General features: G+C 62.2%; 20 protein-coding genes. 7 read left to right on the forward strand and 13 right to left on the reverse strand.

Annotated elements, in window-relative coordinates; all coding sequences use genetic code 11:
* The 4 genes from AADA04_RS00505 to AADA04_RS00520 form a co-directional block, all read left to right on the forward strand.
* On the forward strand, nucleotides 1-565 hold a 565-nt coding region (locus AADA04_RS00505; RefSeq protein ID WP_340691267.1), incomplete at its 5' end, for a peptidylprolyl isomerase.
* Between the two features lie 126 nt (nucleotides 566-691).
* Complete coding sequence (locus AADA04_RS00510) at nucleotides 692-1,969, forward strand: ammonium transporter (RefSeq protein ID WP_340691268.1); 1,278 nt, start codon at nucleotides 692-694, stop codon at nucleotides 1,967-1,969.
* 57 nt (nucleotides 1,970-2,026) lie between these two features.
* A complete protein-coding gene (gene pgeF / locus AADA04_RS00515) occupies nucleotides 2,027-2,791 on the forward strand; it encodes a peptidoglycan editing factor PgeF (protein WP_340691269.1) in 765 nt (254 codons plus the stop codon).
* A 143-nt stretch (nucleotides 2,792-2,934) separates the two neighbouring features.
* Nucleotides 2,935-3,870, forward strand: a complete 936-nt coding sequence (locus AADA04_RS00520) for a ribose-phosphate pyrophosphokinase (RefSeq protein ID WP_340691270.1) — start codon at nucleotides 2,935-2,937, stop codon at nucleotides 3,868-3,870.
* 111 nt (nucleotides 3,871-3,981) lie between these two features.
* Here the strand turns inward: AADA04_RS00520 and AADA04_RS00525 are convergent, their stop codons facing one another.
* The 9 genes from AADA04_RS00525 to petA all read right to left on the reverse strand — a co-directional run bounded on the left by AADA04_RS00525 (nucleotide 3,982) and on the right by petA (nucleotide 11,543).
* Nucleotides 3,982-4,260 carry a hypothetical protein gene (locus AADA04_RS00525; RefSeq protein ID WP_340691271.1) on the reverse strand — a complete coding sequence of 93 codons (279 nt, stop codon included), beginning with the start codon at nucleotides 4,258-4,260 and terminating at the stop codon, nucleotides 3,982-3,984.
* A 92-nt stretch (nucleotides 4,261-4,352) separates the two neighbouring features.
* On the reverse strand, nucleotides 4,353-5,057 hold the full coding sequence (locus AADA04_RS00530) for a molecular chaperone DjiA (RefSeq protein WP_340691272.1): 705 nt from the start codon (nucleotides 5,055-5,057) through the stop codon (nucleotides 4,353-4,355).
* An 88-nt stretch (nucleotides 5,058-5,145) separates the two neighbouring features.
* Complete coding sequence (locus AADA04_RS00535) at nucleotides 5,146-6,027, reverse strand: ion transporter (RefSeq protein WP_340691273.1); 882 nt, start codon at nucleotides 6,025-6,027, stop codon at nucleotides 5,146-5,148.
* A gap of 82 nt (nucleotides 6,028-6,109) precedes the next feature.
* Nucleotides 6,110-6,583, reverse strand: coding sequence for a nuclear transport factor 2 family protein (locus tag AADA04_RS00540; protein WP_340691274.1), 474 nt, complete (start codon nucleotides 6,581-6,583; stop codon nucleotides 6,110-6,112).
* A gap of 31 nt (nucleotides 6,584-6,614) precedes the next feature.
* A complete protein-coding gene (locus AADA04_RS00545) occupies nucleotides 6,615-7,406 on the reverse strand; it encodes a hypothetical protein (RefSeq protein WP_340691275.1) in 792 nt (263 codons plus the stop codon).
* Nucleotides 7,407-7,474: 68 nt separating this feature from the next.
* Nucleotides 7,475-8,353: an S-methyl-5'-thioadenosine phosphorylase gene (locus AADA04_RS00550; RefSeq protein WP_340691276.1), complete on the reverse strand. Its 879-nt coding sequence runs from the start codon at nucleotides 8,351-8,353 to the stop codon at nucleotides 7,475-7,477.
* Between the two features lie 81 nt (nucleotides 8,354-8,434).
* A complete protein-coding gene (locus AADA04_RS00555) occupies nucleotides 8,435-9,478 on the reverse strand; it encodes a cytochrome c1 (protein WP_340691277.1) in 1,044 nt (347 codons plus the stop codon).
* A 19-nt stretch (nucleotides 9,479-9,497) separates the two neighbouring features.
* Nucleotides 9,498-10,955 (reverse strand): cytochrome b N-terminal domain-containing protein, encoded by a 1,458-nt coding sequence (locus tag AADA04_RS00560; RefSeq protein ID WP_340691278.1) that lies wholly within the window; start codon nucleotides 10,953-10,955, stop codon nucleotides 9,498-9,500.
* Between the two features lie 15 nt (nucleotides 10,956-10,970).
* Nucleotides 10,971-11,543, reverse strand: coding sequence for a ubiquinol-cytochrome c reductase iron-sulfur subunit (gene petA / locus AADA04_RS00565; protein WP_340691279.1), 573 nt, complete (start codon nucleotides 11,541-11,543; stop codon nucleotides 10,971-10,973).
* Between the two features lie 184 nt (nucleotides 11,544-11,727).
* Between petA and hemF the strand changes: the two genes are divergently transcribed.
* Both hemF and AADA04_RS00575 read left to right on the forward strand, forming a co-directional pair.
* Nucleotides 11,728-12,612 carry an oxygen-dependent coproporphyrinogen oxidase gene (gene hemF, locus AADA04_RS00570; protein ID WP_340691280.1) on the forward strand — a complete coding sequence of 295 codons (885 nt, stop codon included), beginning with the start codon at nucleotides 11,728-11,730 and terminating at the stop codon, nucleotides 12,610-12,612.
* Between the two features lie 62 nt (nucleotides 12,613-12,674).
* Nucleotides 12,675-13,208 (forward strand): TspO/MBR family protein, encoded by a 534-nt coding sequence (locus AADA04_RS00575; protein ID WP_340691281.1) that lies wholly within the window; start codon nucleotides 12,675-12,677, stop codon nucleotides 13,206-13,208.
* Here the strand turns inward: AADA04_RS00575 and AADA04_RS00580 are convergent.
* The 4 genes from AADA04_RS00580 to AADA04_RS00595 all read right to left on the reverse strand — a co-directional run bounded on the left by AADA04_RS00580 (nucleotide 13,192) and on the right by AADA04_RS00595 (nucleotide 16,110).
* Complete coding sequence (locus AADA04_RS00580) at nucleotides 13,192-14,415, reverse strand: CCA tRNA nucleotidyltransferase (protein WP_340691282.1); 1,224 nt, start codon at nucleotides 14,413-14,415, stop codon at nucleotides 13,192-13,194. The genes AADA04_RS00575 and AADA04_RS00580 overlap by 17 nt on opposite strands.
* A complete protein-coding gene (locus AADA04_RS00585; RefSeq protein WP_340691283.1) occupies nucleotides 14,402-14,818 on the reverse strand; it encodes a DUF6111 family protein in 417 nt (138 codons plus the stop codon). The genes AADA04_RS00580 and AADA04_RS00585 overlap by 14 nt, the downstream gene beginning before the upstream one ends.
* 78 nt (nucleotides 14,819-14,896) lie before the next feature.
* Nucleotides 14,897-15,517, reverse strand: a complete 621-nt coding sequence (locus AADA04_RS00590; protein ID WP_340691284.1) for a CoA pyrophosphatase — start codon at nucleotides 15,515-15,517, stop codon at nucleotides 14,897-14,899.
* 5 nt (nucleotides 15,518-15,522) lie between these two features.
* Nucleotides 15,523-16,110 (reverse strand): DUF1285 domain-containing protein, encoded by a 588-nt coding sequence (locus tag AADA04_RS00595; RefSeq protein WP_340691285.1) that lies wholly within the window; start codon nucleotides 16,108-16,110, stop codon nucleotides 15,523-15,525.
* A 74-nt stretch (nucleotides 16,111-16,184) separates the two neighbouring features.
* Between AADA04_RS00595 and AADA04_RS00600 the strand changes: the two genes are divergently transcribed.
* Nucleotides 16,185-17,183, forward strand: a complete 999-nt coding sequence (locus tag AADA04_RS00600; protein WP_340691286.1) for a MoxR family ATPase — start codon at nucleotides 16,185-16,187, stop codon at nucleotides 17,181-17,183.
* Nucleotides 17,184-17,282 lie beyond the last annotated feature (99 nt).

Consider the following 17,282-nt stretch of genomic DNA (forward strand, 5'->3'; position numbering starts at 1 on the left):
GCTCGGCAATGCCGATCTGTTCGCGGCCACGGCCGGACATCGCGACGGGTTTGCGGCGGGCCGGGAGGACGACCATGAATGGCTGCTGAACTGTCCCGGCGCCCTAGGCATGGCGCGCAATGAAGCGCCGGACACGGGCGTGATCGAGTTTTTCATTCCCCTCGCGCCCCGGCGCTACCTGGATCGCAACTATACTGTCTTCGGACGCGTGATCGACGGCATGGACAATGTGCATCGGCTGAAACGGGTCGATCCGGAGGATGAGGCAAATTATCCCGACCTGTTCGTGAACGGCGAAGCGGCGTCCAAGGCCGCCTTCGCGGCGCGAGCGGCGCGGCTGGCAGGCAATGAAATCATTTCAATGACTCTGGCCGCCGACCTGCCAGAGGCCGTCCGGCCCGCCTATGAAGTGATGGCGACGCAGGGAGCGGACTGGCAGGCGCTGAAGACATCGAAGCGTGATTATTCCGCCATCACTGCATTCGTGCACACGCCGCCCAAGGTGCTGGACGTGTGCAGCCTGCCGGTCCCGGCGCGGCGCGTGACGGCACAAGCCAGCGACTGACTGACCAGAAAATCGGTACGCCCGCCGTATTTGCGGTTGTTACTGCGAACAATCTGTCGAATGAAGTGCGGCAGAGCGCAACCAAGCGCCGAAAAATGCCGAGGGAGGGCTGCATTGACCCGGGTCATGAATTCCATGAGGCGCATCGGCGTGCTCGCACCACTTGCCGGGCTGGTCGCAGCACCCGCCTTCGCCGACACAGGCGACACGGCCTGGATCCTGATTTCGACTGCGCTCGTCCTGTTCATGACATTGCCGGGACTGGCCCTGTTCTATGGCGGCCTTGTGCAGACGAAGAACCTCCTGTCCATCCTGATGCAGTGTTTCGCCATTGCCTGCCTGATGAGCCTGTTGTGGCTGGCCGTCGGGTACTCGTTCGCCTTCGGGCCGGGTACGGGCGGCTTCTTCGGCGGATTCAGCAAGGCGTTTGCGGCAGGCGTGACAAGCGCCCCGCTCGACGGGCAGACGATCCCCGAAGCCCTGTTCCTGATGTTCCAGATGACGTTCGCGATCATCACCCCTGCCCTGATCCTCGGTGCCTTTGCCGAACGCGTGAACTTCGCCGCCGTCCTGATCTTCTCGGCGTTCTGGATGCTGGTCTGTTACGCACCGGTGGCCCACTGGGTATGGGGTGGCGGCTGGCTCGCGTCACGCGGCCTGATCGATTTCGCCGGTGGCGTTGTCGTCCACACGACGGCCGGCATATCGGCTCTTGTGTTCGTGCTGATACTCGGCAAACGCCAGCATTTTCCGAAAGACATGCACCCGCCGCAAAATCCGGCTTTCGTGATGCTGGGCGCGTCGATGCTGTGGGTTGGCTGGTTCGGATTCAATGCCGGTTCGGCCCTGGGGGCCAATGGCGACGCGGCGCGTGTCATGCTGGTGACTCACACATCGGCGGCGACGGCTTCGCTGGTCTGGATGTGCATTGAATGGGTCAGCTTCAAGCGCCCGACCCTTGTTGGCATCGCCACAGGCATGGTCGCCGGCCTTGCCACGATCACGCCCGCTGCGGGGTCTGTCGGACCGGTTGGCGCCATCGTCATCGGCATCCTGGCAGCCAGCGTCTGCTACGGTGCGGTCGTGCTGATCCGCAACCGGCTGTACATTGATGACAGTCTGGACGTGTTCGCCGTCCATGGCGTTGGCGGTATCCTCGGCACGCTGGCCATCCCGTTCCTCGCGGCACTTGGCCCGATGGCCCCGGGCCTTGATGGAACGGCCATCGCCAGCCAGTTCGGCGTGCAGCTGCTTGGCGTTGTTGCCGTGGGCGCCTATTCGGCGATCGTCACGGTCGGCCTTCTGTTTGTGATCAAGGTCTTTGTCCCACTCCGCGTAACTGCTGACGAAGAGGAAGCCGGTCTCGATGCGTCGAGCCATGGCGAAAGCGCCTACCACCACTGACAGGCCCCGCGGCGTCTCCCCTTGACAGCGGACGCTGCCCATTTCACCGGTAGGGACATGGCAATACCGTTCAGTTCCTGTCCGGGCCTTGCGGGTTTGCGGGGCATCACTCACGGCTTTTTCGGCCGTCAGGGCGGCGTGTCGACGGGACTGTACGACAGTCTCAATGTTGGTGTCGGCTCTGGTGACAAGCCGGATGCGATCGCCCGCAACCGGACGCTTGTCGCCGCCACGCTGGGCGCAGAGCACTTATTGTCTTGCTACCAGGTTCATTCGGCCAGCGTCGTTCCGGTCGAGGCACCCTGGAGCGAACGGCCCCAGGCCGACGCGATGGTCACTGACCGGCCGGGCATCGGCCTCTGCATCCTGACGGCGGATTGTACGCCTGTCCTGTTCGCGGACGCAGAAGCGGGCGTGATCGGTGCGGCACATGCCGGGTGGAAGGGCGCGCTTGGGGGCGTCCTGGAGGCCACTGTGACAGCGATGACGAATCTCGGCGCCGAACGCTCTCGCATCCACGCCGCCATCGGCCCGACAATCGGACAGCCGAGCTATGAGGTCGGTCCGGAATTCCGCGACACGTTCATGTCAGGCTCGCCCGGAAGCGAGGTGCTGTTCCAACCCGGCAAGGGCGACCGGTTCCAGTTCGACCTGCCGGGCTTTGTTCGCCAGCGGCTGGACGCTGTCGGCCTCGGCGCAATCACGGATGTGGGGCATGACACGTGCGCGATGGAAGACGACTATTTCTCCAATCGTCGGCGCAATCATCGCGGCGAAGCCGATTATGGCCGTAACGGGTCGGTGATCCTGCTCAGAGCATAAAACGCGCGACCAGGTGTTGCTGATTCAACGCGCCCGCCACCTCATCCGATCCGCACTGCTGGAACTCGGGCTTTGGCGGTTGCGACTCGCGGGGCTTTGTTACAGAAGCGACACGAATGCGGGCAGTCAGGGGTGATGAGACCATGAAACTTCTATCATGCAATGCGAACCGACCATTGGCGGAAGCCATTGCGGACTATCTCGACACACGCCTCACACGATCTGAAGTCAAATCCTTCGCTGATCAGGAAATCTTCGTTCGCATCGACGAGAATGTCCGGGGTGAGGATGTTTTCGTGATCCAGTCGACTTCCTTCCCGGCCAATGACAATTTGATGCAATTGCTGATCTGCATGGACGCGCTGAAGCGCGCCTCGGCCCGGCGCATCACGGCAGTGATCCCTTATTTCGGCTATGCCCGTCAGGACCGCAAGACCGATGGCCGCACACCAATCTCGGCCAAGCTCGTGGCCAACCTGATTTGCTCTGCCGGCGCAGACCGGGTGTTGACGGTTGATCTCCATGCCGGCCAGATTCAGGGCTTTTTCGATATCCCGAACGACACTTTGTGCGGCGGACCCGTTATGGTCGACGACATCAAGGAGCGTTTCAACGGCGACAAGATCATCGTCGTCTCGCCGGATGTCGGCGGCGTGGTGCGTGCTCGCGCGCTGGCCAAGCGGATCGATGCCGACCTTGCCATCGTCGACAAACGCCGCCCGGAAGCGGGCACGTCGGAAGTCATGAACATTATTGGCGACGTCAAAGGTGCCCGCTGCATCATGCTCGACGACATGTGCGACAGCGGCGGAACACTCGCCAATGCCGCTGCAGCGTTGAAGGAACACGGCGCCACGTCGGTCTCCGCCTACGTGACGCACGGCGTATTGTCGGGTGAAGCGGTCAAGCGGATTGAAACGTCGGTCCTCGACGAATTGGTGATGACCGACACGATCCAGCCCTCTGAATTGGCGCGGAAATCCAAATCCATTCGTATCCTGCCCATCGCGCCCCTGCTCGGCGAAGCCATCCGCCGGATCGCGAACGAAGAAAGCGTCTCGAAACTGTTCGACCGCTAGGGACGCATCGCGTCGGGTTCGCACTCAGCAATCCAATTCACGTCAGAAAGCCGTTGGGTACCTGTTCGCGGCCACGGCGTCAGACTTCGCATGCTATTTAAAGAATGGGGACTATTCCACGGTCCAGCCGCGGGGGGTGCGGCGCGCGTTGAGCGTCATCGGCTCGTCGTCGGAATGTGGTTGCCTGACGGGGGCCGGTCGGCCACCGGAGAAACGCATGACAAGGGCTGCGCCAGCCAGGATCAGTCCGGCAATCGCCGTCATCACCGCGAAGATGCCAGCGGCTGCGACAAGGAGCATTCCAATCAACACCTGGATGAAGAGGGCAATACCGCCGCGCGCAGCGTCGGCGAGATTGAAATGGAAGAGTCCTGAAGCGTTCTGGGTCATGTCAGTTCCTTGTATCGCTTACCAACATGGCGGCATCATGGCGGCGCGTCAATCACGGTTGATGCGAGTGGCATGCCAATCGCGTGAACGGCCTAGTCCGGGCGCACCAGCAGGCCGCGCTCGGTGCGTATCTGGGCATAGGCCGACGTGATCGACGCGGCCTTGGCGTGGGCGGCATTCTCGAATTCACGTGGCGCGCCCATCTGGACGACGCGGTCGGGATGATTGTCGGCCATGAGCTGGCGATAGGCGGCGCGGATCGACTTGAATTCAGCGTCATGCGGCACGCCGAGGACCAGATAGGGATCGTCGCGTTCCGGCCCGAGATGGCTGGCCCGGATGCGCCGGAACGTGCCCTCGCTGAATCCGAAGGCCAGGCTGACATTTTTCAGGAACTGCATCTCGGCGTCGGTGATGACCCCGTCGGCGCCGGCGATCTCGAAGAGGCCGTCCAACACGCCTTCCAGCAGGCAGGGGCGGTTGCGGTACTTGCGACCGATGCGCCTTGCATAGCTTTCATAGCCGCGCACGGTCTGGCGGGCGATGTTGAAGACGCGGCGGACATTGTCCGCGTCTTCGGGCGCCGCGCGGAAAACACGCGAGAAGACCATGATTTCCTGATCGGTCACGGCGCCGTCGGCCATCGCGAGTTTCGCGCCGAGTCCGACAACCGCTGCGGTAAAACCGACATCATTGGGATCGGGCGCACATTCAATGCCGTCGGCAGCCGGTTCGGGCAAGGAATCGGGTTCAAACAGGCGTTTTCCGCCTTCCAGCAGTCGTGTCCACAGGCTCATTTGCCGGTCTTATAGCAGATTATCCGGCTTATGTGAGTGAGCCCCGCTGACATATGCGTGAAGCAAATGGACACATGGGCGTATCGGGTCAGGCGTCGCGGGCGGCAACCATCTGTTTCAATTCCGCAATCTCTGCGCGCATCGACATCATCAGCCGGACCATCTCGCGGCGCTGGTCGCCGGCCTGGTCCAACTCGCCCTCAATTTCGCCTTCAATTTCCTCAAGGCTCTCTTCGATCAACGCCTTTTGTTCCGAGGCCAGCGCTTCGACCACAAGCGCGATGAACAGGTTGAGGATGGCGAAGCTCGCGATGAAGATGAAGATGATGAAGAATATCCAGGCATAGGGATTGCCGTCATCGATCACCTTCTGGACCACTTCGAAGCGCCAGCCATCCATCGTCATGACCTGGAACAGCGAATAGGCGGATTTCGGCAGGTCGCCGAACAGGACCGCGACGTCCGGATCGGTCGTGTCGCCAAACATGTTCGTCGCCATGACCGCAGCGACATAGGTGACCAGCGCCAGAACGGCAAAGATCGCCCCCATGCCGGGCAACGCCTTCATCAAGGCTTCTGTGATACGCTTCATCATCGGGATGATGTGCAGCAGCCGCAGGACGCGGAGCACTCGCATGGCGCGCAGCACGCTGAAGCCGGCGCCACCGGGCAGCATCGACACGCCGATGACCACGAAGTCGAACCAGTTCCAGCCAGCGCGGAAGAACTGAAAGCGGTACACGAAAAGTTTCAGCAGGATCTCGACCGCAAACACCCAGGTGACCGCACGGTCAAAGACCTCCAGCGCCACGACAAGGCCAGGTGGCAGGAATTTGTGATAGGTCAACACGCCCAGAACGACGGCGTTGATGACGATCAGGATGATGATGAAGTGGCGGAACCAGGGGCGTTCAATCTCGCGTTCGAGGACGGAATTGCTGGTGCCATAGTCGAGTGTCGCACGGTCCATGACTGAATCTCCGTTTCGGGTCCGGGTCTCCCGAGACGGGTTTTGCCCGTTATGGCTTAGCCTGCCAATTGCGAAATCGGTTTCAGTCCGCCGACGTGGTGGTGTCCGAGACGATCAGCCATTCGCCATCGATCTTGCGCAAGACCAGCGTGTAGAGACCGGAGGGCCGGTCACTGACGCGTTCGAGCAGCCAGGCACCATGCGCAATGGCCGCGTCTGGCGACAGAAGCACGATCTCATAGTCGGACGTCACAAGACGTCCCATCAGGTCAGGCGTCGCATAGACCCGGTGATAGCGCGCATTGGTTTCATCCCACCCGCGCGTGACATTGCCACCCGACGCAAAACGCAATTCGGGGGAGCGCCAATAGCCGTCCATGAAGGCATCGATGTCGCCGCGGTTCCAGGCTTCATCCTGCTGTTCCAGAAGGGCGGTAATGGCGACGACTTCTGCGTCGGACGAAACCGCAGCCGCAGGTGGCGTCTGGACTGTGCCTGAAGTGGTGCAGGCTGCCAGAGGCAGTGACAGGACGAGGGCGGCTATGAGGTGTTTCATGTCGAAGCTTCCGGATTGGGCTGATGAGCGCCTAGTGCAATTCTGCTTCCGAGGTCGCTGCATCGCCATCCGCGACCGCCAGTTCCTCGTCATCGTCTTCCTCGATATCCGCGTCCGGTTCATCCTTGGGCAGCTTGCGCTTGCCGAGCGGTCCGCGCGTGTCGGCGTGCCGGTCATATTGCATGTTGTAATATTCGTGGGCGGTATGGGTCAGCGGTTGCGGTGTCAGGTTCAGCCCGTATGTGCGGAGCCGCTCGACGACCTCGTCACGCAGGTACATGCCGGGCAAGGCGCCCTGGCTGAATCCATGGCCTTTCATCCAGCTGCGCACATGCCAGCTGCGCACAACGCCTGCGTCAGACGGACGGGCGCCGTCATGCACTTCCCACATGTAGAGCGTCGCAATGCCGTTGATCACCGCATCCATGGCATCATCGAGCGATGTTGACGGATCACGGCCCTGGGCCAGCGTTGCCCGCAGGCTCATCTTGCGGGCCTCGAGTTCCTGATACGTGGCACCAAGGACGGCGATCGCATTCCGGTTGGCGCGAATCATCGTCGAATTGACGCCGTCGAGCTGGGGATGGCGGATCGGCAGCAGGGCGTCCGGCCCTGCCTCGTGATTGGCGGCAATCTGGGCAATCTCATTGACCATGCGCTGCAGGTTGATGCGCAATTCGTGGCTGACGCCCTGGAGGGCCGAAATGGCCCCTTCGCGTTCATCGTCGCGCAGGCGCCAGAATTGCCAGGCGATCAGGAGCGCCGCCGCGATCAGGAGGCCGAGGCCGCCCGTGAAAAATGTGTAGAAATCCGACTCGCTCATTCTGAGGTCCCCTTCAATTGTCCTGCATGGCCTGACCAGCCACACCCCCAACCAATTGAAGGCGAAGCTTAGCCGCCAAGTGCCCGGCCTGCAATCACCTGAAGCTTTGCCAGCATGGCAGGGTCGCGCGCCGCCGGGGCGGTGATCAGGGCATGATCGAGACAAGTATCGATGCCGTCCGGTGAGGCGGTGCGAGGTGTATCTGCCAGCGTTTCAGCCAGTCGCACCACGGCCTTACGGGCCAGCGCGCTGTTCTGGCCCATGATTTCGAGCACGTTCGTGACGTTGACCGCCTCTTCCTCCTCGCGCCAGCAATCATAGTCCGTGACCATGGCGAGGGTGGCATAGGGCAGCTCGGCTTCCCGGGCGAGCTTGGCTTCCGGCATGGCGGTCATGCCGACGACATCGCAGCCCCATTGGCGATACAGCCGCGATTCGGCGAGCGACGAGAATTGCGGGCCCTCCATCGCGAGATAGGTGCCGCCCCGATGCATCACGGCGCCTGCACCCTCGGCGGCATCGGCGGCCAGCGACGAAAGGCGCGAGCAGACAGGCCGGGCCATCGAGACATGCGCGACCATGCCGGGACCGAAGAAGGTGGACTCGCGCGCGACGGTCCGGTCGATGAACTGGTCTACCGCCACGAACTGGCCCGGCACATATTGTTCCTTCAGGCTGCCGCAGGCCGAGATCGAGAGAATGTCGGTGACGCCTGCCGCCTTCAGCGCGGCGATATTGGCGCGGTAAGGCACGGTTGACGGTGTCAGGCGGTGGCCCTTGCCATGGCGGGGCAGGAAGACAAGCTCGACAGGGCCAATCCGCCCTCGCACCAGCGTGTCGGAGGGGGCGCCCCAGACCGTCTGCACGCGTTCCTCGCGGCGATCGGCCAGGCCGTCGATCTCGTAGAGGCCTGATCCGCCGATGATGCCGAGAGTCCATTTACTCATGAGTCAGTCCCTTAAATGAAAACCCCGCCTCTGGACACCAGTCCGGGCGGGGTCGTCAATTCAACAGAATGTCAGATCGGCCTAGTGCTCGACCTTGCGCCAGATACGCTTGTACGAGAACCAGAGCAGGATCGTCAGGATCCCGAGATAGATCATCACCGGCAGGCCAAGCGACTTGCGATTGGTCTGCTTCGGCTCGCTGGCCCAGGCCAGGAACTGCGCCACATCGTGAGACATCTGTTCTGTCGTCGACTCGGTGCCGTCCGTATATGTCACGCGGCCCGGCGCCAGTTGCGGACCCATGGCGAGGAAACCGCCAGGAGGTGATTTACGCGGGTCGCCTTCATATTGCGGTGTCGTGTCGCCAGCCATGAAGGGATTGTAGAATTGGCCTGCAGGCTGGACCAGAATGCCGGCATCGCCATGCGCGCCTTCAGCGGCTTCGTGTCCCGGGATATGCACTTTCGACATGTCGATGACTGTCTGCATCACAGCAGGCGTCGACACTTCAGCCACATCGTCGCTCGAATCGTCCGGCGTTCCGTTATCGGACGCCACTGTCGTAACGACTGCCGGGGTCACTTCGCGCGTACTGATCGCGTCTTCCGCCGGATAGCCTGACAGGAGGCTGTAGACGTAGCTGGCACCGCCATGGCGCGCCTTCACGATAACCGACAGGTCCGGCGGCGCCGCACCATTGTTGGCAGCGCGTGCCGCATTTTCGTTTGCATAGGGCGTACGGAACTGGTCAGCGGGCGTGGCCGGACGGAAATCATAGTCGCCGATATCGTTCGGAGTCGGGCTCTGGATTTCAACATCGGCGGCCAGCGCCTTCACAAACGGATTCTCGTTTGCGTTCGGGTATTCCGGATCGAAGAACGGGCCACCCGGCTCACCGAGATTCCGATAGCTCATCAGTTTCATCGAGTGACAGGACGAGCAGACCTCGCGGTACACTTGGTAACCGCGTTGGACAGATGGCATGTCGAACTGGCCGAGCAGGCCGTCGAATTCCCATCCGCCTTCTGGTTCATGTGGATGGGCGGCAGCGCCGCCTTCGGCGTGCGCCAAGGCTGCGAGGCTGAGGCCGGCAAGACCGGCGGCGAGAATGCGGAACGCTTTCATGGATTTACCTCGAGGCTCCCTATTCGGCCGGAACGGCGGTTGCTGAAGACGCCTTGTGGCGCTTGAGCACGGATTTATGGATGGATTCCGGCAGTTCCTTCGGCTTCTCGGTCAGCCCGATGAAGAACAACATGAAGAAGTACCCAAAATAACAGATCGTCAGGATCAGCGAGAGCTGGCTGAACTGGAAGGTCGCCGGGGCAACGGCCGCAAGCGATGGGCTGGCACCTTCAGGAAGGCTGGCCATGAAGCGTTTTGCATCGTGATAGGCCTCGTCGCCCTTGTACTCGCTGGTCGCTTCCTCACCGTTCTCGCTATAATTCACGACGAGAATCTTTTCGCCTTGCAGCGCCGGTATGACGGGAGCGTCGGGTGCCTTTGCACCGCACCAGCCAAGCAGCACGCAGACAATGACAAATCCGAAGAAGAACTGACGGGCCACCGGGCGGTAGCGCATCGACTTGACCTTCGACGTGTCGAGCCATGGCAGGACAAACAGGATGGCGATGGCGGCGAACATGAAGATCACGCCGAGCAGCTTGGCCGGGATCGGACCGAGATCGAACGTGATGGCGCGCAGGATCGCGTAGAAGGGCAGCATATACCATTCAGGCACGATATGGGCGGGTGTCACGAGCGGATTGGCTTCGATGGCCTGGTCAGCGTGACCCAGTGCGTTTGGCGCATAGAACACGAAGGCTGCGAACATGATCAGGAACAGCACGATCGCGAAGCCGTCCTTGATTGTGTAATAGGGGTGGAACGGAACCGTGTCCTTTTCCACATCCTGGACTTCAACGCCGGTCGGGTTGTTGTTGCCCGGAACGTGCAGCGCCCAGATGTGCAGGATCACGACAGCGGCGATCATGAATGGCAGCAGGTAGTGCAGCGAGAAGAAGCGCTGCAGCGTCTGGTTGCCGATCGACGGTCCGCCGAGGATCCAGGTCTGCAGGCTTTCACCAACCAGCGGGATGGCGCCGAACAGCGACGTGATCACGTTGGCGCCGTGATAGGACATCTGGCCCCATGGCAGCATGTAACCAAGGAAGGCTGTTGCGATCATCAGGAGGAAGATCACGCAGCCAAGAATCCACAACACTTCGCGTGGCGCCTTGTACGACCCGTAATAGAGGCCGCGGAACATGTGGATGTACACCGCAAAGAAGAACATCGAAGCGCCATTGGAGTGAATGTAGCGCAGGAGCCAGCCATACGGCACGTCTCGCATGATGCGCTCGACCGAAGCGAAGGCGCCATCGACACTGGCTTCATAGTGCATGGAAAGGATTATGCCGGTCAGGATCTGGATCACGAGGCAGATCGCGAGAATCGCGCCGAACGTGTACCAGTAGTTCAGGTTTTTCGGCGTCGGGAACGTAATGGCCGTATCATTCGCAAAGCGAATCAGCGGCAGGCGCTTGTCGAGCCATTTCTCGAAGCCGGAATTGGGCGTGTAGGATGATTCATGTCCGCTCATCAGAGATATCCTTCCTTAGAGGGAAATGTTGACCACGGTATCCGATACATATTTGTAATTCGGAATCGGGAGATTGCTAGGTGCCGGGCCGCTGCGAATCCGGCCGGACGTATCATATTGTGAGCCGTGGCACGGGCAGTACCAGCCGCCATAGGCGCCGACATTGCCCTGTGTTGGGCCAACCGGCACGCAGCCAAGGTGGGTACAGGCTCCGGACGTGATCAGGATGGCCGGATTGAGCTTGCCGTCCGCCATCGGGCGCAGGCGCTCGTCATCAGTCTCCGGGTCGCGCAGGGTCGCGACATTGACCGCATCCGCCGAAGCGATTTCCGCGGTCGTGCGGTGACGGATAAAGAATGGCTTGCCGCCAATCAGGACGCGAATCTCACCGCCGAGCGGCACTTTCGAGATATCAACGTCGAGCGACGATGCAGCGCGCGTATCGGCCGCGGGGTTCCACTGGTCGACAGCGGCAATGGCAAAAGCGGCCAGACCGCCGAAAGCCACGGCGCCCGTCGCAATATGGATGAAATTGCGGCGATCTTCATCGACGGCATCGTCATGGGAATGTGCAGTTTGATCAGTCACGCTGTACCCGTCCTTCAAGGCAGATTCTTGGCCCCGTATTACACACGGCCCCTTTTCTTGCCCATTGCGGCAAGGCGACACGGGAGGCCCCGGTAAAACACTTATCGACGCGCGTTATCCTGACTTGTCGCCTGTGACAACAGCGCGCTTGTCGCAGGAGGCCAGACAGCGCATCAAAAGCGGCATGACCAATCCTGATCTCAATGCCCGCAAGGCGCGCGCCAGCGCCTGGTTCAAATCACTGCAAGACGACATCTGCGCACGGTTCGAGGCGCTCGAGGATGCCGTCGGACCGCCGCTCTACAAGGGGGCGCCGGGACGGTTCGAGATGACCGAATGGGCGCGAGGCGACGGGTCCGAAGACCTTGGCGGCGGCCGCATGGGCCTGATGCATGGCAAGGTGTTCGAGAAGGTCGGCGTCCATTTTTCCCTTGTGCACGGGACATTTTCCGAAGCCTTCGCGGCGCAGATCCCGGGCGCGGACAAGTCCGACGGGCATTTCTGGGCCAGCGGGATCAGCCTGATTGCCCATCCCCGCAACCCGCACGTACCGTCTGCCCACATGAACACGCGCATGCTGGTGACCAGCGACAGCTGGTTTGGCGGCGGCGGCGACCTCAATCCCCTGCTCGCCTACCAGCGTGACCGGGCGTTTGAAGATTCTGTGGATTTCCATGCCGCAATGAAATCAGCGTGCGATTCCTATTCCGGCGCGGACTTCTCTGAGATGCGCGATCATTGCGATACATACTTCCACCTGCCACACCGCAACGAGCCGCGCGGGACGGGTGGCATCTTCTATGACCGCTTCAATACGGGCGACTGGGAGGGCGATTTCGCGTTCACGCAGGAAGTCGGCCGCCAGTTCGCGGATATCTACCCGAATATCGTCGCACGCCGCATGCAACGGGCATGGAGCGAGGCCGAGCGTGAGGAGCAGCTGGTCCAGCGCGGGCGCTATGTCGAATTCAACCTGCTCTATGATCGCGGCACCACGTTCGGCCTGAAGACCGGCGGCAATGTCACAAGCATCCTGTCCAGCATGCCACCCGTGGTGAAATGGCCGTGACACCCGCCCGGCATAGATCCGGGTCGGTCCGAAAGAAAAATACCTGATTTCAATGTTCTGCAATGACGATGCGCCCGTATGCGGGTACACTATCGTCCATGCTGGTGCGCCAATACCCGATACCCTGGATGAGCGCCGTCCTGGTTGTGGCCAGCGCGACAATCGTCAGCATCCTGGGATATCTCGTCGCGCATGGCGCATCGCCGACCTGGTATGCCGGGCTGGCCAAACCGCCTCTGGCACCGTCTGGCACCGCCATCGTTCTAGCCTGGCCTGTTGTGATGATTGCGGTTGTGGCCGGGGCGCTCCTGGTCGTGAAGGCAGCCGGCAGCTTCCGCGAAGCCAGCAGCGCCCTCGGCCTTTACTTCCTGTTGCTGGCGGGCGGCATGATCTGGAATCTGGCCTTTTTCGGGCTTGAAGACGCCGGTCTCGCCTTCGGCGTGATGACCATCCTGCTCCTTCTGGACTTCGCTTTGCTGCGCGAATTCGACCGCCATTCACGCGTCGCCGCGCTGATCCAGCTGCCTTATCTCGGCTGGCTGCTGTTTGCCGCTTACCTGACCGCGACCCTCTGGGGCCTCAACCGGGCGATTTGAGCCGCGCCAGAAGCGCCGCGCGGTCGAGCTTGAAGTCGCTGTCGATCCAGGCTGATTCGGCGGCGCGCAAGGCCTCGCCAACCTGTGGGCCGGACAGACCCAATGCCAGTGCATCGTCGCCGCCGACCGGCAGGATGGGCCGGGGCCAGGTCACGATCTCCGTCAGGCGTTCCTTGAGACCCGCGATGCGTTCCGACTGGGCTGCCTCCAACACCGCACGATCCTGAACCGCTTCCGGCCCGTAGGCATAAATCGCCGCGTGCAGGTCACGCGGCGCGAGGCCCTGGACATGGTCCATGCCGGCGCTCGCCCAGGCCAGCAGGCGGCGGTGTTCCTCATTCGACATCTTGAGACGACCTGCCACCGCATCCATTTCGCGGCCGCGGCGCGGCAGCATGGCCATGACTCGCTGCATCGGATCGGGGCGCAGGCCCGCCTGTTTCTCGGCTTCGCACAGGGCAACCACGCCGTCAGCGTGCGCGTCGGGCAGGATTTCTTCCAGGACGCCGCTGTCCTCCATCGCCAGCATGGCAATTGAGGGGTCGGGCGCGCCAAGCAGCTTTTTCAGTTCCTTCCAGATCCGCTCGGCTGCGATTTTCTGCAAGCCGGTTCTCTGACGGGCGCAGGCGTCCAGCCCGGCCCCGTCAATCGCCTCACCATACCAGGCATTGAAGCGGAAGAAGCGCAGGATACGCAAATAATCCTCGCGCAGGCGCTCGTCCCCATCGCCGATGAAGATGACCCGGCCCGATTTGGCATCGGACAGGCTCTGAGGGATCGGCTCGAACACATGGCCCTCGCGATCGGCATAGAGGGCGTTCAGGCGGAAATCGCGGCGCGCGGCGTCCTCGGCCCAGTCCTCGGTAAAGGCCACGACGGCGCGGCGCCCGTCGGTCTCGACATCGCGGCGCAGGGTCGTGATCTCGAACGGTCGGCTGTCGAAGATCGCGGTGATCGTACCGTGCTCGATGCCTGTCGGCAGGGCGCGAATGCCAGCGGCCTCGAGCGCGGCGATGATGGCTGGTGGCTCCAGCTGGCTGGCAATGTCGATATCGTCATCGACATGTGTCGTGCCGCGGAAGACGTTTCGGACACAGCCGCCAACGAATCGTGATCCGCCCGGACGGGCCGCCTCCAGCGCCGCCATGACAGCCTGCGTCCCGCGCTGCGTCAGCCAGGGCGGTGCAATCTGCTCAATCGGGGTCATCGGGACTATCCGACGCCTGCGTTTCCGGGAAGCCCGCCTGGATGTCGGACGCATCACGTGTGTCAGCGGGGCCGACAGCCCCTTGCGGCACAATGCCGGGCGCGTCCTTCAGGGGCGCGCCAACATCGCGCACATTCTGCTCGCATGGATAGTCGCGCGCCGGAATGATCACGCCATTCTCGAACCGGGCCGGTTCATGGCAAACGTCGCGCTCCTTCTTTTCCAGCACGATCAGGACGAACCAGGCAATCGTGGCGAGCGCGAGCCCGGCCAGGAACAGCATCTGGACCGGCCACTTGCGCTTGCCTTCCTGCTCCACGCTGGCGGTTGCCAGCAGGTAGAGTCCGAACAGGATGAACGGGATCGAGAAGATAAAGGCCTCAAAGACCAGCCTGCCTGCCAAAATGTCCCTCCAATTCAGGTTACGTCCTAGATAAGCCGCACAGCGCCCAATCCAAACCCCTAATCATGCGTCGCGGGCTCAGCCCTCATACAGTGTCTGGTAAAGACGACGTATAATGCCCGCTGTCACGCCCCAGATACGATAGCCATTGTGAGGCATCTCGTAATACTGGCGCTCCTTCCCCTTGTAGACGGCGTGTCCCGTCTGGTGATTGGCGCTCTTCATCAGGAAATCGAGCGGCGTCTCGAACACATCGGCCACTTCGGTCGGGTCCGGCACGGCGACAAAGTCAGCCGGCAGCACGCCGAGCACAGGCGTGATGCGAAAGCGTGTGCCCGTGACATAGGGCGAGCCCTTGCCGATGACATCGACATCGCCCGGAACCACACCGACTTCTTCCTCGGCTTCGCGCAGGGCGGCGGCGACCTCGTCGACATCAATCGGATCGACCTTGCCGCCCGGGAATGCGACCTGGCCAGCATGGGTGGACATCGTGGTGGGGCGGACTGTCAGCAGGGTCGTCGCACCGGTCTTGCGCGGGATGATCCCGATAAGCACCGCGGCGGGCCGGATGATGGCGACTTCTTCCGGCGTCAGGAAATCCATGTCGCCGCCTTCCTGCAGGCTCATCGCGCCGACCGGCGGATCCAGCCGCGCCGCCGCTCTTGTCAGGAAGTCGTCGAGATTTGTGTAGCCCATCTCGATCAGGCTGCCGGGCCAATGGTAAAGAATTGGCCCTGGCTCCACACACCGAGCGTCGGCGAGCCATCCGGATGGGGCACGGCCATGTCAGCCAGTTCATAGAAGACGGGCCGCGCCAGTCTGGCCTCAAGCCGCCCCCGCACCAGCACATACGGCGAAGGCTCGCCGGTTTCTGCATCGGTGTCCACCCGGATCGGCAGCTCTGGCCCTGCCACCGCCACATCGCCGACATTGGTCAGGAAAGCCAGCGCCTGCTCCGGGCCCGGCTCTCCCGCACGGTCGACGCGCACGGCGATGAAGGGCGCATCCTCGACCCGGACCACGACCTTTTCATACGGTGTGACGAGCCAGGTTTCGCCGTCTTCATCCTTGCGCAGGATGCGGGAAAACATCTTCACCATGCGTTCGCGGTTCATCCGGCCGCCGTCATGCCACCAGCTGCCATCGGCACGGATCGCCATGTCGATATCGCCGCAACGGTCCGGATTCCACGATTCCACAGGCGGCAGCTTACCCGACAGCTTGCCATCCGGCATTATAGCCTTAAGCGTCTCCTCGAGGCTCAATGTGTTGCCGGGACTGGATTTCACGTCTTACTCCGCCATGATGAGGCCTTAGACATAGGTTTGTTTGCCAGACACGTGAAGCCGGAGGCGCCCTTTATATGGCCGATACTGCAGTAGATACGAATGACATCGTCGCCGAGGCCGAGGCAGCCACCGAAACCCTGCACCAGGTCAAGTCGGAAATCGGCAAGGCCGTCTTCGGTCAGGAACGGGTCGTCGAACTGGCACTGGCGGCTGTCCTCGCAGGCGGTCATGCGCTGCTGATTGGCGCGCCGGGCCTCGCCAAGACGCGCCTCGTCGAAGCGATGGGCACGGCGCTCGGCCTCGCCAACCAGCGCATCCAGTTCACACCGGACCTGATGCCATCCGATATTATCGGTTCCGAAGTGCTGGACGAAAGCGCTGGCGGACAACGCACCTTCCGTTTCCTCAAGGGCCCAATCTTCACCCAGCTGCTGATGGCCGACGAGATCAACCGCGCCAGCCCGCGCACCCAGTCCGCCCTCCTGCAGGCCATGCAGGAACGCCATGTCACGGTCGCGGGCGTGCGCCACGACCTGCCGGCGCCTTTCCACGTGCTGGCGACGCAAAACCCGATCGAGCAGGAAGGCACCTATCCCCTGCCCGAAGCCCAGCTCGACCGTTTCCTCTTGAAGATCGATGTCGCCTATCCGGACCTCGACACCGAGCGCCGCATCCTGATCGAAACGACGGGCGGAGCCGACCAGACCGTCCGTCCGGCGCTCGACGCCGAGCAGCTGATGTCGATCCAGGCATTGGTGCGCCGCATGCCGGTCGGAGAGAAGATCGTCGCCGCGATCCTGAACCTGATTCGCGAAGCCCGCCCCGAGCAAACGTCTGACGCGCGCGTCCAGCGCCTTGTCGACTGGGGCCCGTCTCCACGCGCCGGTCAGGCCCTGATGCTCGCCGCTCGCAGCCGCGCCCTGCTGCGCGGACGCCTCGCGCCATCAATTGAAGACGTCGAAGCCCTCGCCGAACCCGCCCTCGGCCACCGCATGGCCATGCGCTACGATCCGACCCGCGAAGCCCCGAGCCTCACCGACCTGATCAACGACCTCGCGCGGAAGGTGGCGTGAATTTCCCGGAATGACTCCCCTCTCCGACCTTCGTGCTGAAGCTGAGGCGCTGGCCCGCCAGCTGCCGAACCTGAACTTCAAGGCCGAGGCCTCTGAGGC

This window comes from Hyphomonas sp. (assembly GCF_037969335.1).
GTDB lineage: Bacteria > Pseudomonadota > Alphaproteobacteria > Caulobacterales > Hyphomonadaceae > Hyphomonas.

What these genes read in the sequence shown, in the direction of transcription:
- AADA04_RS00510 (WP_340691268.1), top strand. Translation starts at nt 692, where the DNA reads ATGAATTCCATGAGGCGCATCGGCGTGCTCGCACCACTTGCCGGGCTG.
- pgeF (WP_340691269.1), top strand. Translation starts at nt 2,027, where the DNA reads ATGGCAATACCGTTCAGTTCCTGTCCGGGCCTTGCGGGTTTGCGGGGC.
- AADA04_RS00520 (WP_340691270.1), top strand. Translation starts at nt 2,935, where the DNA reads ATGAAACTTCTATCATGCAATGCGAACCGACCATTGGCGGAAGCCATT.
- AADA04_RS00525 (WP_340691271.1), bottom strand. Translation starts at nt 4,260, where the DNA reads ATGACCCAGAACGCTTCAGGACTCTTCCATTTCAATCTCGCCGACGCT.
- AADA04_RS00530 (WP_340691272.1), bottom strand. Translation starts at nt 5,057, where the DNA reads ATGAGCCTGTGGACACGACTGCTGGAAGGCGGAAAACGCCTGTTTGAA.
- AADA04_RS00535 (WP_340691273.1), bottom strand. Translation starts at nt 6,027, where the DNA reads ATGGACCGTGCGACACTCGACTATGGCACCAGCAATTCCGTCCTCGAA.
- AADA04_RS00540 (WP_340691274.1), bottom strand. Translation starts at nt 6,583, where the DNA reads ATGAAACACCTCATAGCCGCCCTCGTCCTGTCACTGCCTCTGGCAGCC.
- AADA04_RS00545 (WP_340691275.1), bottom strand. Translation starts at nt 7,406, where the DNA reads ATGAGCGAGTCGGATTTCTACACATTTTTCACGGGCGGCCTCGGCCTC.
- AADA04_RS00550 (WP_340691276.1), bottom strand. Translation starts at nt 8,353, where the DNA reads ATGAGTAAATGGACTCTCGGCATCATCGGCGGATCAGGCCTCTACGAG.
- AADA04_RS00555 (WP_340691277.1), bottom strand. Translation starts at nt 9,478, where the DNA reads ATGAAAGCGTTCCGCATTCTCGCCGCCGGTCTTGCCGGCCTCAGCCTC.
- AADA04_RS00560 (WP_340691278.1), bottom strand. Translation starts at nt 10,955, where the DNA reads ATGAGCGGACATGAATCATCCTACACGCCCAATTCCGGCTTCGAGAAA.
- hemF (WP_340691280.1), top strand. Translation starts at nt 11,728, where the DNA reads ATGACCAATCCTGATCTCAATGCCCGCAAGGCGCGCGCCAGCGCCTGG.
- AADA04_RS00575 (WP_340691281.1), top strand. Translation starts at nt 12,675, where the DNA reads ATGACGATGCGCCCGTATGCGGGTACACTATCGTCCATGCTGGTGCGC.
- AADA04_RS00580 (WP_340691282.1), bottom strand. Translation starts at nt 14,415, where the DNA reads ATGACCCCGATTGAGCAGATTGCACCGCCCTGGCTGACGCAGCGCGGG.
- AADA04_RS00590 (WP_340691284.1), bottom strand. Translation starts at nt 15,517, where the DNA reads ATGGGCTACACAAATCTCGACGACTTCCTGACAAGAGCGGCGGCGCGG.
- AADA04_RS00600 (WP_340691286.1), top strand. Translation starts at nt 16,185, where the DNA reads ATGGCCGATACTGCAGTAGATACGAATGACATCGTCGCCGAGGCCGAG.